A 16,716-nucleotide genomic window follows, 5' to 3' on the forward strand; every position below is an offset into this window, starting at 1 on the left:
TCGCGGAGCACTGGCTCTCGCTGCGTCCACAGAAGCGCAGATCCCTCCACCCTGCTCCCCCCCCTTTGGTATAGCCTCACCCGATCTTGTGGCACTGCGCAAAAAACGTGCAACGCGCAGCCACTTTCCCCACACAAACGCCATCGCTCCAGTTGTGGTCCACGCCGTGTTTGAAATACCTCGGCAAAAAGCCAGCGTCCTTGTTCCCGCACTGCGCGCCACGCTTCGGTCGTAGGTCGGTTGTGTTTGGCGCCGAAGGTCTTCCCATGCCTCATCACATCCTCCGCCAAACCGCCCGACTGCGAGGACGTCCGTACGCCGTGAAGCCTGCCGCACTCCAGCAGACATCCCTGGGAGCGCGGCACTCCGATGCCGCAGCGCTCCGCACTCCCACGACGCTCCGCACCTTCCCATGCCTGTCCTTAAAGCCCCCCTTCTGCCCACCGTCAGCGAGCCATCCATCCATCGCCCTCGCCCGCTTTCGTCCAGCGGTCTCGGATCGAGCCTTCCCATCACCTCAGCTTCTCACAAAAACGACACTCCCAGCGCTCCGTGATGAACGCCTTGCCGCGCCCTCCGCACCTCCCGCCACTTGAGATAAAGCCCCAGCGCTGTCACCGGCAGCAAGATTCCGCTCACAAACCCTATTTCCGTCATCACGCCGATCGCAAATACAATGTCCAGGTCCGGCAATCCATCCCAACCCGGCCGTCGCATTTCTTGGTCTATCCACAGGCCGTGTACCTCATTCAAGATCATCGCGACTGCCAGATGCCCAAGCGGAAGACACCACCACGGCGCATAACGCGCCATGGTTTAAACAATGCCCGCAAATACGAGCCACAGGCTGAGGCAGGCTGGAGTATTCGGTGTGTCAAAATACATGCCCCTTGGCTCACATCCCTCACCTCTTCTTCGCCTTTGCTTTCGTCCCGCCCGCCTTGGTGGTTCCCTTTCCATCACCCGCCTTCGCCTCACCACCCTTGGCAGCCTCACCCACCGGCGGCGTCACCGGCGTCAAAACAATCGGCCCCGTCGCCGGGCCGGGCAGGGGACTCGTCCCGGTACCAGCAGCAGCACCCGCTCCAGGCACAGCCGGCGTCCCCGAAATCGTTCCCGGTACCCCCGGCGTCGCCGCATCACTTCCTGCCGCCGTCGTCGCACCAGCAGCCGCACCCGTCCCGGTGCCCGTGCCAGCCGCAGCCGCAGCCGCAGCCGCAGCCGCAGGCATCGTCGTCACAGGCGCAGGTGCAGTCTCCGGCACCGGTGGCGGCTCCGGCTTCTTGAAGGGATCCTCCCACACATGCAGCGCATACCCCGCGCCCACCCCGCCCACTTCACCCAGCAGCGCCTGGCACTTCTCCTGCCACTTCGCCAGATCTGGCGCACTCCGTTCCTTCTCCGCCGTCCCCGGGAAAATCAGATACGTCACCTTCAGGTCACTCTCCGGCCGGACGTACGGCGTCGCTTTCGGATTCACCGTCTTCGCCATCAGCAGAGACGCCTCCCCCATCTTAAAGCTCGGTCCGTAGTCCCCGCAGATCGCCGGATAAATCTTCCCCTCATGAATCACCGCCGCATAGTCCCCGATCTGAGGCGTAAACTTGTTCTGGTCCCCATACCCCCGGAACAGCAGCGAGATCACAATGAACGGATCCTTCTCCGCGATCAGGCTGCTCCGCGCTTTAAATTCCCCGATCTCCACCTTCAGCTGGTTGATCATCACGCTCAGCTCCCGGTTCCGCGCCGAGCTCAGTCCCTTTTTCGAAAATTCCTCCTGCGCCTTCGCCAGCCGGTCCTCCCACTTCGCCAGCAGCGGGTTCGGCGTCTTCGTCGTCTTCGCCCACGCATAGCTCGTGAACGGCTGGTAGTAATCCGAAAGATAAATGTACTCAGCCAGCGTCGGCATCCGGTCCCCGTCCGAGCCATCCGCCACCACATCCATCTCAGACTGAATCAGCAGCGCCCTCCGCTGCGTCGCCGGGTGTGTCAGTTCCAGGATCGTCTCCGTGTCATAAAAATTGTGCCGGTCCAGGACCTTGTTCAGCCGCGTCAGATCATTCTGCACCCGGCTCGTCTTGTTCTCATACAGCTTGTGGTAGAAGCCGCTCACCTTGCTCTTCGTCAGCATCGCCTCCAGCCCCGGCAAAATCGCCGGCAGGTTCTTGTTGATCCTGGACAGGTCCTCCAGCGTCTGGTTCGCCTTCGGCACCCGGATGCTCAGCTGAAACTCCGCCTTGTACGCCTCCGGATCCAGCCTCTCCAGACTCGCAAAGCCGCCCTCCTCCGTCACCAGCTTCGTCTTCACCGTGATCTCGTTGAAAAGCTTCGCCACATCGATCTCCTTGCGCGGAATGTACTTCTCCGGCAGCGGCGGCTGCACCTCCCGGATCACCTCCTTCGTCACTTCCTTCACCACCGGGATCTCCTTGATCACATCCCTCATCACATCCCGCGTCACCACCCGCTCCTTCGTGCTCCGCGCCGAAGCCACGATGTCCTGGATCCCCTTTTTAATCTTCCCCGCATACGGCGTAAACGGCAGCGTCAGCCCGATCAGCAGGGCCAGCAGAAACATCATTCGCAGCATCGAGCCAAAGCATCCCCGCTTCCGCTGCTGCGGTTCATACGGTGCTGGCATTTCCGGGTCGGGCAGGGGAGAATCCAAAGACATATGCGTGCAGAAATCTAATCTCGTTTCAGCCTCAGTGCGACTGTATCATCCTTCCTCCAGTCTGCCCTCTTTCAGCAGCAGCCGCCGGTCGCCCCGCTTCGCCAGCGTCTGGTCATGCGTCACCACCACCAGCGTCTTCTTCGCCTCATCCACCACCTGCATCAGCATGTCGATCACCCCGCTCCCCGTGCTCGCATCCAGATTCCCCGTCGGCTCATCCGCATAGATGATCCCCGGATTGTTGATCAGCGCCCGCGCGATCGCCACCCGCTGCTGCTCCCCCCCCGAAAGCTCCGTCGGCAGATGCTGCAGCCGCGCCGTCAGCCCCACCTTGTCCAGCAGTTCCCGCGCCCGCGCCTCCGCCTTCTTCCCCCCGATCATCGAAGGCAGCACCACATTCTCCAGCGCCGTCAGTTCCGGCAGCAGAAAGTAATGCTGAAACACAAAACCCATCACCTTGTTTCGCGTCCGCGCCCGCTCCGCCGCCTCCGCCTTATATAGAGAGCGCCCATGCACCATCACATCCCCCGAAGTCGGCTGCTCCAGACCCCCAAGCACATACAGCAGCGTCGTCTTGCCCGCCCCCGACTGCCCGCAAAGAAACACCTTCTCCCCCGCCGCCACCTCCACATTCACCCCCCTCAGCACCGGCAGATCATGCCCCGCTAAATGATATGTACGGTGCACATCGTGCGCGGCGAGTGGGGCTGCTTCCTGGCTCATGAATAAAAAAGGAAAAAGTAGGGGGCAAAAAACAATCCCCCACGCTCCCGCACACACCCCACCCCGTCAAGCCACGATCCCCCTTCCGTCGCTTCAAACTCACAACGCCATTCAAGCTAGGTATAAATGCCGGTCCGTAGAGAAAGTGGATGCCCTAGTTCCTCGCGACTCCACAAGGCGCCCTCATCACCGCCGCCTTTACGTAGTAAGCTGCACATGGGAACAAAATCCTATTAAACATAAGCGAAATATTTACTTGAGAGGACATGGTAGGTGAAATATTTCAAATCTGTCACCAAAAAGACGAGGCTAATGACTAGAAGATAACGGAATGCGCTGAGTGCATATCCGTGAAACCCTTAGCCAGTTTTTGACCTCCGTGAAGTCTCCCCTGCGTTCCCTGCTGCTGTCCCTCCTCATCCTGCCCGCAGCCGTTCATGCCGACACCACCGCGCCGATGTTCGCCTCCGGCAACACCCTGACGATTCATGGCGAAGTTTTCACCTGGACCGGTCCGGCCACCGAAGACGCCACCTGGCATTACGACACCTACACCAACGCCACGTCCCAGACGGTCACCGTCACCGGCATGCTTGGTCGTCCGGATGTCGCCACCGTCAGTGGTACCAGTTCCGCTGGCGCAGTGGACGGATATCTCAGCGCAGGAGTGTATGGCGACAGCCAGATCGACTTATCCGAAGATGCTTCCTGGCAGATCAATGGAGTGACCTACACTCATCACCACAAGCAGGGAAGTTACTCGGTGGGTTTTACCGATGACGTGACCTACCTGGCCTATACAGGCTTTGATGATTACAGCGGTCCGAATGGCAGCCTTCACCGCTGGTGGCTGGGTGATGAATCTCACTCCACCTTTTCCGGCGGCACCACACCCTTCTGCGGTCAGCAATCATTCACTGTATTTGGCAACATCTTCACCTACAATCCTGCCCAATCCACCAGCTACACAGATGACTACGGTGGTTCCATCGATGCAGGCTGGACCGACTACTACACTGGTTCCGGCGATAGCACACTGCAGGTTATTTCCACCTCTACCTACGGCACTCCTCATTACCAATTGAAAGTCTGGGATCCGCATCTGGGAAGCATGACGTCTAACGCAGTTTCCACTGTGCCCAGTAGTTCCCTCACCGGAATCACGTGGATCGCACGCACGGCCCCCACTTTTGCCAGACCGCAGCTATGGTTCGATGGCAAGTTGCTCAACTGGCAGTCCGGTTCCATCACTACGGCAGGCCTCGTTGCAGACACCTACGGCGGCGCTGGCGTCACACTCACGGTCAGCGCGCTCGCGCAGGACTATTTCGTCACCCATGGCAATGCCGCAGTCACCATTACCAGTGCCGGTGGCGGCACCGGAGCGCTCGGGCAGGATGGCACCTTTACCCTCAGCGGCCACGTGCTGCAAAATGCTGAGCCCAATCACAGCGCTCCATTGTTCACCGGCACCGCCACCCTCATCAGTGTGAACTACTCCGACTACGCCTTCGCCGGAGGCTTTCAGGACAGTCTGGGCAACCGCGCTGATACCTATGTCAACCCAGGCTACGGTACGCTGACCCTCTTGGGCACCACCGCAGACACACATCACGCCACGGTAAAACTATATCGAAGTGGTCTTAACTATTCAGGCACATACAGCAACGGAACTTTCTCCGTATCACAGAATGACATTTTCAAAGAGGATGACCAGCCGTCCATTTACGGCCCGCCCGCCTTCTGGGTCCGCGGCGAGTTATACCAGCAAAATCCCACCACCCCTACCAGTTACACCTCAGCTGCGCCCAACAACCACAGCCTCACTTTGACCGGCAGCAGCACCTGGACACTCGCAGGCACGGACGCCACCGGCGCTTTCAGCGGCACCTGCAGCAAGGACCCCGTCGGCGTCTTCCTCGTGCAGGCACTGGACCAGGCCGGTCAGCCCATTTCAGGAGTCATGGTGCCAGTCGTCGCAGCCAATGCCGACGGCACACTCCACCTTTCCTGGAGCGCCGCTCCCACCGGCATGCCCCCGGCCTTGCTCATGAGCAATCACACTTTTGTCTATCTCGGCACCGCCACAGAAGACACCCACACCGCCACCACCGCCGCCTACTACGGCAGCAGCGTGCTCTCAGATCAAACCCCCTGGCTCTTCAAACTGCGCACCGATGGCAGCACCACCACCCCCTACACTGCCACCCACACCAATTACAGCACCGCCACCAGCACCACCGGCATCTACAGCTCACAGACCCATCTGTTCCAGACCAGCACGCCCGCCAGCGGCTTCCCACTGCCAATCTACGGCGTCGATCCCAATGCCAACTATGCCTACTGGGGCCTTCTGCAGCCAGCCTCCACCACCGGCCTGCCCGCCACCTTCATCGTCAATGGGGACGTCTGGCGCTACACCGGCACAAATCAGACCACCGGCGTCTCCACCTATCTGGGCTACTACACCACCCTGGAAGGCATCTCCCAGCAAATGACCGTTACCGCCCCAGATCCGGCCACCGGTCTGCATGTCGTCACAGTCACCGACCCCGTTCAGGGCACCGGCAGCCCCATCACCGGCACCCTGAGCAATGTGCGCGGCAGCGCGCGCCTGAGCGATGGCAGCGTCGTTTACTCCGGCCAGTACAACGGTCAGCGGCTCGACTTTACCCCTCTTGGCAACAATCTCCAGTCCTTCGACGCCGACCTCGACATCACCGGCAGCGTGTTCAGCTTCGGTGCCCTCATTGACAATGCCGCCATGGCAGGGGCCGCTCTCCAGTTCCAGGACGTCACCATCGCCGGCTCCCTCACCGCCAGCCTCTCCAGCATTCTGGCTCGCCCTCTGGCCCAGTGGCAGTGGTCTCGCGCCGCAGCCACCAGCGGGCTGCCCCCTCTTCCAGTGATGAAGCTCGATGCCAGCAGCAAGCTCACCCTCTACGACCGCACCAGCGGGAATGCAGGCGTCGTGCTCGATCCTACACCCGGCGGCATCAGTACAATCAACGGAGTGCTCCGCGTGCGACCCGGCGGCGACATTGACATGGACGATGATTTCAAAACATCTCCCCCTGGCATGACTGCCCCGTGAGTAACAATCTGTGGCACGCCAGCACAACTTTAAGTCCAGCAAAGACTGGCCGTTAAAACGCAAATTACTTTTAAGCAATGAGATCAAACTCCTTCTGCTGCTTGCGCTGCAGCCTCCTCCGCGAAGTCATTGCGCTGCTGCTGTTCGTCGGGATTTCCTTGCAAACTGCCATTGCGGCAGCCCCCGGCTGGTGGACGACCCGCAATGTGCTCAGATCTAGTTCCTTCACAGATGACTATGCGCTCGCCAATCTGGGACAGCTCAAAACCATCGCCAGGAAAGCTGCTGATGAAATGAACAGCACGCTCTTGCCCATTGGCGCCGACACCACGATCACCAACATGATCGCTCAATGGACTACGCCCCCCAATGGGGTGATACGGGATGATTTTGCCGTCCTGACATTGGGCCAGCTCAAAACCGTGGCCAGGCCGTTTTATGACCGTCTCGCAGCCGTAGGCTCCATTCTGCCAAACACCTATCCGTGGACCGGCATAAACGCCGATGACTACGCACTGGTCAACATAGGGCAGTTGAAAACGGTGTTTGCTTTTGATTTGTCCGCTACGGCAATCCACAAGGCATTCAATGCTTGGGCGCAGCAGTACTTTGGCTCTACCAGTGTGGATATCGATGACGACTCCGATTTTGATGGATTAACCAACTTGGAAGAAATGCAGGCTTCCACAGATCCCACGAGACGCGACACTGATGGAGATGGCTGGAATGACCAGATAGAAGTGAGCTTTGGAAGCTCGCCTACGGATGGGACAAGCCTGCCCACAGCTGCCGCTGCGGCCCATCATCACACATACGATACTGACTCCTACGCGGCAAGCGACACTTGGTCTCTCACTGAAAACACCGGGGCACCGAATCCTAACAACCGCTGGTACAGCGTCCACGAGTGGTTCGACGCTTCAGGAAGCGGCTCGGTTTCTAAATTTTCCAGTGCTTCTCCATTCACTGCCCTGAAAAGCTATCCCAGCGGCGTTCAAGGCTCTGACCAGCATTGGCAGCAGGAAGGGCGCGCAACATGGATCGTGGACGCATACGATGCTCAGTTGGGGCCTGAAGAGGTTGTTCCCAACGGCTCGTGGTTTCCTATTATCAACCGTTGGGACAAGACGACTGGCAATACGGAGAAGGTCGGTTGGTCAGCCAATTGGAAGCGCTACCGCGTGCGTCTGCCTGCGCCCCTGTCAACTGCCTACGAAGAGACCTATCTCAAAATCACTTATCAGTGGGACACCGCTCATGCCGTTTGGACTCCGTACGACATCTGGGACATCTTCAGCGACGGCTACTGGACTTATCCTGACCCGACCGTCAAGTCGGTCGAATCCGTGAAGATGACGGTTAGTAAAGGACAGACCCTGGGCGACTGGCTTTATGTGATGCCCTCCACCAGCGACAATGAATTGCTCAGCGTTCATCTCCAGCCTGTGAAGATCCTGCCGGATGAATCCATGTATGACCCGGTCTTGGCAATGGGACTGGCGCCTTCACTATTCCTGTCAATGGCCGTGTCGGGCACGGCTGTCTCGAACAACCCTATAAGGGGGGATTTGATCGCCAGCCAGCAGGGTACTCAGCATTTTGTCACACCCAAGAAGACGGATGAGATATATTGGGACTATGTGACGCTCCGCGCCGAAGGAGTGACTGACGCAGACTATGACCAGAATGGAAAGCTGAAGTTGGAGTGGCACGGCGTAAACCCAGACGACCCCCTAGACACCAACTTTTTAGTGCCGATTCCTGGCGATCCACTTCGGATCAACGTGCGGCGCGACAAACCCCGCCACGCCGTCGTCTCGATTGGCCCCAAGGGCGGCAATCCTGCCGCCGACCAGATCAAAATGCATGTCTGGGTGGTGTGGACGGAGATAACGCCTCAATACTTCTCCGCGAACCAGGCGCTTGCTAAGGTTGATCGCACAATATCTGGGAGAAACCTTTCGGAGCGTGGCTCGTGGTTCAGGTATGGTTCAGTTAATATCCTGAACCCCTTGGGGATAATTGAGCGTCTAAACGGGGTGACGTTCCGTTTCCAAATCTTGCCACCATCGATTATTGGCAATGTTCAGAATGCCGACATTCCTAATTTAACGGGCCCAGCCGACGACAAAAAGCCAAACAACCGAGTGCCTGGCTATAACAAGCCTTCTCCAACGAATCAAGCTAGCCAATCTGTCAAAGCAGATTCGGCCAGAGACAAATGGGATGTTTCTCGGCAGATGCAAATAACGATAAAAAACCCACAGGGTATTCTTAAAAATGAGCTGGCCATCGAATGGCCACCAAAGTTCTGCGAAAAACAACCTGATACAAAGCCCTCAAAAGTTTTTTCCGACGTGACCCCTGTTCCGTTCCCATCTGGAAAACTCAGTGATGTGGAAGGCAATGACGACCCTCCTTTATCAACAGCTAATGATGAGGATGACAATCCGTATGTGGAAAGAAACATTCCCTACGATTGGCTCAATCACCCAGTAGGGTGCTTGTCATCTGTAGATAGTCCTTCACAAGGAGGACTGGAGAAATGGGGGAAGAAGGAGGGAGACAAGCTCGGTATCGACCTTGATTTTATCGAATTTGCCCGGGTTCAGCTTTGGGATAACATGAGAACTTCTGGACGTGTCTGGTTCCGTATCTCCGACCCAACGAAGGGGCGATGGCATCACAGGACTCACTTTCAGTTTAATATTCTCAATCGATGGGAAGATGACACAACCAACGGTAGCGATTCCAGTTTTTAATCAGCCACCAAGCCCGTATACTAACCTTTGATTTTCCATCTGATGAACGCCTTTCGCTCCCTGCTAATTCTCCTGGTCTTGCAGCTTGGCATGGCCTTTGCCCAGCAGCCTAACGCGAGTAAAAAAATTCTGGAAGGGAAGAGTATCGAGGAACTGCGCAAGTTCGCCGAAGGCTTGGGTGAAGGAAAAAGCTCCTTCGAATTTGTGGAAGCTGCTTATGCCAGTGGTCGGGATGAAGTTGTCGCATTGTGCTGGTCTCTGAATACCTGTGGCTACTGGTGCTTTAAACGATTGGAAGAAAGCCAGGATCCTGTGTTTCGAGACAAACAGGTGCTCATGATGCTGCGCAATAGTGGTGCAAACAGTGGCTGGCCAGACGGCGGCAGCGGCCTTCTCAACGGTGCACAGGCGACATTGATGCAAGCTTTGGGGCGTATGGTGAAAGATTATTTTCCTGTCTGGAATCCTGAATACTCGCTTCTCAATACCCCTGAGAAGCGTCTCGCATTTGCTGACAAACTCGAAGCACTCATGAAGGCCAAGCGTGAGCGGTCTACCAATCCCGTTCATAGCCCGGCCCCTGCTGCGGTGGCACCACCGAATCCAGCGCCCAATGCTGCCAGTCCGCCCAAGCCGCAACTGCCAGTGGTGGCTCCTCCCCTTGAGGGGCAAGAACCCGTGGCATGGGTTCCCTGGGTCTCAGCAGCAGCCGTGCTGCTGCTCATTGGTGGGTTTCTGGTTCTGCGTCGGCGGAAATAGAGGAAACCAAGCATTGGCCAAAAAGCGACAAGCTCGGCATCGACGCGGACCAAAGGGCGTGTCTGGTTCCGCATCTCCGACCCTGCTGATGGCCGCTGGCACCACAGGGCGCACTTTCAATTCACCGCTGGCAATCGATGGGAAGATGACACGACCAGTGATTCCAGTTTTGATCCACCAGCCACCCCTTGAGTTCCCCAATCTATGAACGCCTTTCGCACCCTGTTGATTCTGGTGGCTTCGCTGGCCGTCACGGCCCATTCCCAGCAGCCGAAGCCGACCTCCAACATCCTGCAAGGCAAGAGCATCGAAGAACTGCGCAAGATCGCCGAAAACTTGGGCGAAGGAAAAAGCTCATTTGAATTTGTGGATGCTGCTTATGCCAGCGGGAGGGATGACCTGGTTGCGTTGTGCTGGTCTCTGAACTCTTGTAATCATTGGTGTTGCCAGAGAATGATGGAAAGCCGGGATCCAGTATTTCGTGGCAAACAGATGCTCATGATGCTGCGTGACGGTGGGAGAAGCAATCTTTGGTTGGACGGTTATACCATGCTCGACGGTAGGCGGGCGATGTTGATGGAACATCTAGGCCGTGTGCTAACTGATTATTTTCCTGTTTGGACCATTGACTATACCTTGCTTGACAGTCCCGAGAAGAGGCTCGCGTTTGCTGACAAGCTGGAAGCCCTGATGAAGGCCAAGCAGCAGCAGTCCGCCAAGCCCACTCCCAACCCAGTCCCTGCTGCGGTGGTCCCACCAAATCCGGCACCCCCCACTGCCAGTCCACCCAAGGCGCAACTGTCAGTGGTGACTCCGCCGCTGGAGGGTCAAGAACCCGTGGCATGGATTCCCTGGGTCTCAGTAGCAGCCCTTGTGCTGCTCATTGTTGGATTTCTGGTTCGGCGTCGGCGGAAATAGCGGAAAAAGCGGGTCAGGCAAAAAATTGACAATACCCATTTCCCCTCGCCCCCTTCATCCCGATGGCTCCTTCGCATTCAGAATGTACCCGTCTGCAGGCAATCTCTCCTCAAACACACAGCAGTCTCAGGCATCCGTGTCAATCCGTGCCATCCGTGGTCCCACCTTCCGGCATCCCCAAACCCACCAACCGTCCCATCTCTCTCTCTCTCGCATCCCTCGCCCCACCTCCGGAAATCATAAATCATAAATCGTAAATCATAAATCCACCGCTCCTCTGCCGCACCGCCTCATACATCACAATCCCCGCTGCCGTCGCCAGGTTCAAACTCCGTGTGCCCTCCATCGGAATCCGCAGGCACCTCTCCGGCTCCATCACCGACACCGGAATGCCCCTCGTCTCCGGCCCAAACACCAGATAAATCTCCTCCGCCGCCCTCAGATCCGCCTCCCAATAGACCTTCTCCCCCTGGCACTCGATGAACCAGCAAGCCGCCTCAGCCGGGATCTCCTTCTTCAGCGTCTCCCAGTCCTCCCACACACGCACCTCCACCTCCTGCCAGTAGTCCAGCCCCGCACGCTTCAGCTGCTTGTCATCCAGGCAGAACCCCAGCGGCTTGATCAAATGCAGCCTCGCCCGCGTCGCCAGGCACAGCCTCCCGATTGCTCCCGTGTTATGCGGGATCTCCGGCTGAAACAAAACCACATTCAGCATCGGGCGTCAGCCTTTGAACACAAAAAACTTCCGGCAGATGAAGTTCACCAGAGTGGATGAAACAATCAGCAGCAACTGCGCAGAAAGAGTGCTGATGCCATACATCCGGATCAGTGGCGGCCCGGCCAGCAGGCCGATGGCAAAACCAACAGAGCTCACCGCTGTGAAATAAAGAAACTCCAGCACCCGGTGGTGCCTCCCCGGAGTGAACACCCACAGGGAGTTGGTCACATAGGCAAAAATGTTGCCAAAGAAAAAGGAGATGATGTTGTTGTAGGTCACGTTCACGGAACGCACCTCATCGGACACACCGCTGTTCACCAGCGCAGGAAACATCCCCCATCTGGAGAGGCAGTAAAAAATCGCTGTGGTGAGGGTCAGCGAGCCGATGCCACAGATTCCGTATTTGATGAACTGAATCAGCGGATCCGTATCGCGCGCATTCAGTCGCGCCAGAATCGAACGCCAGTTGTTATCACGTATAAATCGAAGAACCTCACCCAATTTTGAAATCATCAGGTGAGGCTCTCCGGGGATCGTTCCTCTGCAAGCAAAGGATGCGTTTCGATCAATAGTAATGGTAGCGGCCGTTGTTGTCGTAGTAGCCCCGCTGCTGTGGTTGGCGGCCATAGCCCGGCTGACCGTAGCCCTGCTGATAGTTGCGCTGGTCACGCGCATTGCCCAGGGCATTGCCGCCCAAGGCGCCGAGACCGGCACCGATCGCAGCGCCTTCAAGCCCACGATGACTTTGGGAGCCGATGATGCCGCCGACTGCAGCGCCACCAAGGGCACCCAGCACGGAACCCGTCTGAGCATTAGGACCGGAAGCGCAGGAAACCAGCGACACTGCGGTAAGGAGGGTAAGGAGAGTATTCTTCATGATGTTGAGTGGGAGTAAACGTACGATGCGGATGGCTGCTTCTTAACGATAGTAGTAGCCATTGCGGCGGTCACGAGCATTGCCGATGGCATTGCCGCCCAGCGCTCCGAGCCCGGCACCGATGGCCGCGCCTTCCAGGCCGCGTCCGCTTTGAGAGCCGATGATGCCGCCGACGGCTGCGCCACCGAGGCCGCCAATGACGGCACCTTGTTGTGCGCCCGGTCCGGTTGCGCAGGAAACCATGGAAGTGGCAGTAATGAGGGTGAGGATGAGGTGTTTCATAATGTTTGTTTTATGATCAAGCAGAATGCTTTGTCGTGAAATACGCCCGGTTTGTTCATAAAGAAAAGCAAAATCCTTTGTGCCGGGCTTGGTTCTGCCTTCAATTCGCACCTCCTGAAACCTCCGGTCTTGTCCGTCTTTCTTTATTTGACGCGCATTCTGCCAGAGCTTACAAAACCTCCCCGCCTCCTTCTCCAACTTCCCATGCAAGTGTCCCTTTTCCTTCGCAGCCTCTTTGCCGTCTCCCTCCTCAGCATTTCCGCTCTCCCTGCTCAGGCCGACCAGCTGCCACTCGATCACCCATGCGCCGTCATGGTGAAGAAGTACCTCACCGCCGTCGTGCAGCAGGACTGGAAGACCGCCGCCCAGATGCTCGTGCCCGCCTCCCTTGAGCGCCGCCAGCAGGAAACCGTCAGCATCATCCGTCAGGCCCCCACCATGACCGACGAGGAAAACATGCTCAACGGTTACAACGTCAAAGGCGTCAGCGACCTCGAAAAAATGTCCCCTCAGGAGTTCTACCAGGTGGACCGTGAAGCCTGGCACAAAAAGCTCAAGCTCACCCCCGAAGCCACCAAGCGGAAGCAGGAAACCCTCAAGATCACCGTCCTGGGCCTCGTCGATGAAAAGGACAAAGGCTACGTCCACGCCACCGTCCGCACCTCACAGGAAACCCTCACCGACCGCATCGAAGAGCTCTTCCTCATCTCCTTCGTCACAGATCCCTCCAATCCCAAGAACTACCTCATCTCCCCTGAGATGAAGGATCGTCCGGTCATCACCCCTCTGGACGGCTCCGCTCCGAAAGAGCCGAAGTAACCCGGCTTCATAGCAGCCCCCTGAGCTCGGACAGTTTCACCTTGCCGAGCTCGCTCCGCGGAATCCGTGGCACCAGCCGCACATCATGGATGTGCTCTAGCGGCCTCAGTGCGTTGTTGAGACTCGCTTGCAGTTTTGCCGAATCCGACACACAAGTACCGCTGACCGCCAGCACCAGACGGCTCTCTTTCCGGCCATCCGGCACATCACACACCGCCGCATCCGCGCCACTCAGCCCCAGCTGAAGTTTCAGCGCCTCGATCCGGTCCTGGATCGGCTCCAGCGCCACCAGCTCCCCCAGGATCTTCACGATCCCCGACTCCCGCCCCACAAACCGCAGGCAGCTCTTTCCTGCCGCGTTCTGCCAGATCTCCACCCGGTCCCGCGTCCGCATGCCATCAGCAGGTATGTCCTCCCAGCGCCACACACCGCCTTCCTGGATCGCATAGCCCCTGGCCAGCGCCGGGCCGCTCACGCTCAGCACGCCCTCCGCACTCGTGCGCACCTCCCAGATCGGCAGCACCTCCATGCCTCCTCCTGCGTCCCGTTGCGCCGCCACGCCTGAAGCCGTCTCCGTCATCCCATACGTCCGCCGCACCGGCCACCCGAGTTTCAGCGCCGCCTCCTCCAGCTCCTGGTTCAAAGCTCCGCCTCCCACCAGCACCACCCGCATTGTCCCCGGTGCCTGCAATCCTGCCGACACCAGGTCAAAGATCTGCGTCGGCACCAGAGAAGCCAGCGTCGCACCCGCCTCGGCGCACTTTTGCACGAAGGCAGCAGCATCCCATTTGCCCTCCAGCTGCGTCACCTTGCTCCCGCTTGCCGCTGAACGCGCCAAGATTCCAAACCCTCCCACGTGATAAACCGGCAGCGCCAGCAGCCAGTGATCACCTGCCGTGATTCCGAAATGCTCATTCACCGCCCGCGCCGAAATCATGAGCGCCTCCTTCGTCAGTCCCACCCACTTGCGGCTGCCTTCCGTCCCGCTCGTTTGAAAAAAACACCAGTCCCGCACTTTCAGCTCATCCCGGGCAAACTGCGCCAGACTGCGCCCTTCCTCGTCAGCCGCCGGCTGCGCGATCCATACACTGCCGTCCTCCCAGAAGGCGGGTTTCAGGATCAGAGCCGTCTCCATGGCAGCCCCTCCAGCACTTCGCCAAATCCCAGCCCGCCTCCGCTGCGGTCCGCGGACAGGTGCCCGCCGTGCGTCGAGATGCGCTCAAAGAACGCATCCTTCTCAAAAAGGTGCTCCGTGCACAGCCCGCAGTAGTCCAGCGCCTGTCCTTCAGACCAGGCCACGGCCGCCTCATACGCGGCAAACATCTGGCCCAGCCCATGATCCATCGCCGAGGTCAGCACCAGCGGGTGCTGCGGATGCGTCTGCGCCACCGTGCGCCAGTCTCGCCGTGCAGGCTTCACCACCACCGCATCAAAGCCCTCCGTCCCGGATTTCCAGGCCTTGTCCAATGCAAACCTCACGCCCCAGCGCTGGCGCATGGCCTCCCAGGCCGTCGCATCGTAGGGGAAGGGGTCTTCCACGAAGTCCAGGGCGCGGTACACCCGCAGTGGCATGAACTCGATGAACTTCTCAAACGTCAGCCGGTCCAGCACACCATTGAAGTCCACCCTCAACCGAACGCCCTGGGTTTCAAAGCGTTTGGCGCAGCCTTCCAGAAAGCGCATCGTTTCGCCATAATTCGCAAATCCCTTCGCTTTGATGGCGGGCCAGCCCTCCTCCAGTATGCGCTGCATCTGCAGCTCCGTGTCCGTGGCAAAACTCCAGGAATAGTGGCTGCGCGGGATCTCCAGCCCTTCGAAGAGGCTCACGCCGGCACGTCGTGCGGCACCATCAAGCTCCGCGCAGCGCAGCGCCATCGCCGTCACTGGTGTGGTGATGCCCTCGCTGAGCAGGCGAAGCTGCTCCTCCACCGGAGCATCGCCAAATTCCGGCCAGGGATGTACGCAGCCGTAGCCGCCGTCCACGAAGATCAGCGCCCCGGCAAACACCCGCCGCATGGACACCGCATTCAGCGCCACGCCGCTGCGCAGGAGGTACTCATGGACGTAGATCGGGGAGGACTGCATGCGGGAAGATACGTCAGCGCATCACATTCGGCGCATGTACAATGCCCCAGCACATCAGTCCGGCGAACAGGAGCAGCTGGCCCCCGCTCAGGGCCAGCAGGCGGTTGTGACCGGGTCCCGGTGGTTCGGCGATCACCCGCCAGCACACGAACAAGCCGATGGGCAGGGTGATCAATGGAAGCGAGAAGGCGCGCGGCCAGCCCTCCTGAAACCAGTGAATCCCCGCCACGTGCGCCGCGACGATGAGCAGCACGATCTCCGCACGTGCAAAGCCAATGCCCAGCCGCACCGCGAGCGTTTTCTTTCCCGTCTGGCTGTCTTCGGAAACATCGCGCAAATTGTTGATGGCGATCAAGACGGTGCTCAGGCAGCCAATCTGGAAACCTGCCACCACCGCCGCCACATACCATTCGCCGGTTTGCACGAAGGCGGTGCCCGTCACCGCCACGAAGCCGAAGAACAAGATAACAAACAGCTCGCCCAGCCCGCGATACGCCAGCGGCATCGGCCCGCCGGTGTAGCCGAAGCAAAAATAAAGCGAGGGGAGGCCGATGAACAGGATGGGAAGGCCGCGTGCCTGAAACAGCGGTATCGCCAGCACGGTGGCAATGCCGAGCATCAGCCATGCGGCGAAATTCACCGTTTTGGCCGAGGCCGCACCGCTGGCGGTGATGCGCCGCGGGCCGATGCGTGCCTGCGTGTCCGCACCTTTGATGGAATCCAGCGCATCATTGAAGAAATTCGTGGCAATCTGCAGCGCACCGCAGCTTCCCAAGGTGCAGAACGCGAGCGTCCAGTTGAAGGTCCCCGAAATTTTCGCCGCCAGCGCACAGCCAACCGCGACAGGCGCGATGGCAGCCCCGAGGGTTTTCGGGCGTGCGGCGGCGATCCAGTCGAGGAGATTGGGCATGGATGAAGAGTCGGGAGGTCAAGAACTAGTCAAGAGATGGTCAAGGCGTGGTCAAGGCTTGACTCATGACCCTCTTGACGATTCTTGACTTTGAC

The 16,716-nt window shown here is 58.7% G+C and carries 15 protein-coding genes; 5 read left to right on the forward strand and 10 right to left on the reverse strand.

The window, feature by feature from the left end:
- Positions 1 to 525 precede the first annotated feature (525 nt).
- The 3 genes from ACILSR_RS21100 to ACILSR_RS21110 all read right to left on the reverse strand — a co-directional run bounded on the left by ACILSR_RS21100 (position 526) and on the right by ACILSR_RS21110 (position 3,397).
- Positions 526 to 813, reverse strand: coding sequence for a hypothetical protein (locus tag ACILSR_RS21100; RefSeq protein ID WP_395751774.1), 288 nt, complete (start codon positions 811 to 813; stop codon positions 526 to 528).
- Between the two features lie 91 nt (positions 814 to 904).
- A complete protein-coding gene (locus tag ACILSR_RS21105) occupies positions 905 to 2,641 on the reverse strand; it encodes a glycoside hydrolase family 75 protein (RefSeq protein WP_395751775.1) in 1,737 nt (578 codons plus the stop codon).
- 78 nt (positions 2,642 to 2,719) lie between these two features.
- The gene (locus ACILSR_RS21110; protein WP_395751776.1) at positions 2,720 to 3,397 is read right to left on the reverse strand and encodes an ABC transporter ATP-binding protein; all 678 of its coding nucleotides are present in this window, start codon (positions 3,395 to 3,397) and stop codon (positions 2,720 to 2,722) included.
- Positions 3,398 to 3,776: 379 nt separating this feature from the next.
- Here ACILSR_RS21110 and ACILSR_RS21115 point away from each other — a divergent pair, with 379 nt between their 5' ends.
- From ACILSR_RS21115 to ACILSR_RS21130, 4 genes are all read left to right on the forward strand, one after another.
- On the forward strand, positions 3,777 to 6,491 hold the full coding sequence (locus tag ACILSR_RS21115; protein ID WP_395751777.1) for a hypothetical protein: 2,715 nt from the start codon (positions 3,777 to 3,779) through the stop codon (positions 6,489 to 6,491).
- 101 nt (positions 6,492 to 6,592) lie between these two features.
- Positions 6,593 to 9,253 carry a hypothetical protein gene (locus ACILSR_RS21120; protein ID WP_395751778.1) on the forward strand — a complete coding sequence of 887 codons (2,661 nt, stop codon included), beginning with the start codon at positions 6,593 to 6,595 and terminating at the stop codon, positions 9,251 to 9,253.
- A gap of 42 nt (positions 9,254 to 9,295) precedes the next feature.
- Positions 9,296 to 10,012 (forward strand): hypothetical protein, encoded by a 717-nt coding sequence (locus ACILSR_RS21125; protein ID WP_395751779.1) that lies wholly within the window; start codon positions 9,296 to 9,298, stop codon positions 10,010 to 10,012.
- A 204-nt stretch (positions 10,013 to 10,216) separates the two neighbouring features.
- Positions 10,217 to 10,930, forward strand: coding sequence for a hypothetical protein (locus ACILSR_RS21130; protein WP_395751780.1), 714 nt, complete (start codon positions 10,217 to 10,219; stop codon positions 10,928 to 10,930).
- Between the two features lie 244 nt (positions 10,931 to 11,174).
- Here the strand turns inward: ACILSR_RS21130 and ACILSR_RS21135 are convergent, their stop codons facing one another.
- The 4 genes from ACILSR_RS21135 to ACILSR_RS21150 are packed head-to-tail and all read right to left on the reverse strand — an operon-like array spanning position 11,175 to position 12,807.
- Positions 11,175 to 11,645, reverse strand: a complete 471-nt coding sequence (locus ACILSR_RS21135; RefSeq protein ID WP_395751781.1) for a tRNA (cytidine(34)-2'-O)-methyltransferase — start codon at positions 11,643 to 11,645, stop codon at positions 11,175 to 11,177.
- A 6-nt stretch (positions 11,646 to 11,651) separates the two neighbouring features.
- Positions 11,652 to 12,275: a GtrA family protein gene (locus ACILSR_RS21140; protein WP_395751782.1), complete on the reverse strand. Its 624-nt coding sequence runs from the start codon at positions 12,273 to 12,275 to the stop codon at positions 11,652 to 11,654.
- A complete protein-coding gene (locus ACILSR_RS21145; protein ID WP_395751783.1) occupies positions 12,214 to 12,525 on the reverse strand; it encodes a glycine zipper domain-containing protein in 312 nt (103 codons plus the stop codon). The genes ACILSR_RS21140 and ACILSR_RS21145 overlap by 62 nt, the downstream gene beginning before the upstream one ends.
- Positions 12,526 to 12,567: 42 nt before the next feature.
- Positions 12,568 to 12,807, reverse strand: coding sequence for a glycine zipper domain-containing protein (locus tag ACILSR_RS21150; protein WP_395751784.1), 240 nt, complete (start codon positions 12,805 to 12,807; stop codon positions 12,568 to 12,570).
- Between the two features lie 204 nt (positions 12,808 to 13,011).
- Here ACILSR_RS21150 and ACILSR_RS21155 point away from each other — a divergent pair, with 204 nt between their 5' ends.
- A complete protein-coding gene (locus tag ACILSR_RS21155; RefSeq protein ID WP_395751785.1) occupies positions 13,012 to 13,626 on the forward strand; it encodes a hypothetical protein in 615 nt (204 codons plus the stop codon).
- A gap of 7 nt (positions 13,627 to 13,633) precedes the next feature.
- On the opposite strand, the gene ACILSR_RS21160 is transcribed toward ACILSR_RS21155, so the two are convergent.
- The 3 genes from ACILSR_RS21160 to menA are packed head-to-tail and all read right to left on the reverse strand — an operon-like array spanning position 13,634 to position 16,621.
- On the reverse strand, positions 13,634 to 14,761 hold the full coding sequence (locus ACILSR_RS21160; protein WP_395751786.1) for an AMP-binding protein: 1,128 nt from the start codon (positions 14,759 to 14,761) through the stop codon (positions 13,634 to 13,636).
- Positions 14,746 to 15,711, reverse strand: a complete 966-nt coding sequence (locus ACILSR_RS21165) for a hypothetical protein (protein ID WP_395751787.1) — start codon at positions 15,709 to 15,711, stop codon at positions 14,746 to 14,748. The genes ACILSR_RS21160 and ACILSR_RS21165 overlap by 16 nt, the downstream gene beginning before the upstream one ends.
- Before the next feature lie 13 nt (positions 15,712 to 15,724).
- Positions 15,725 to 16,621 carry a 1,4-dihydroxy-2-naphthoate octaprenyltransferase gene (gene menA / locus ACILSR_RS21170; RefSeq protein WP_395751788.1) on the reverse strand — a complete coding sequence of 299 codons (897 nt, stop codon included), beginning with the start codon at positions 16,619 to 16,621 and terminating at the stop codon, positions 15,725 to 15,727.
- Between the last annotated feature and the right edge of the window lie 95 nt (positions 16,622 to 16,716).

Origin of the sequence: Prosthecobacter sp., assembly GCF_044222565.1 — a bacterium.
Lineage (GTDB): Bacteria > Verrucomicrobiota > Verrucomicrobiia > Verrucomicrobiales > Verrucomicrobiaceae > Prosthecobacter.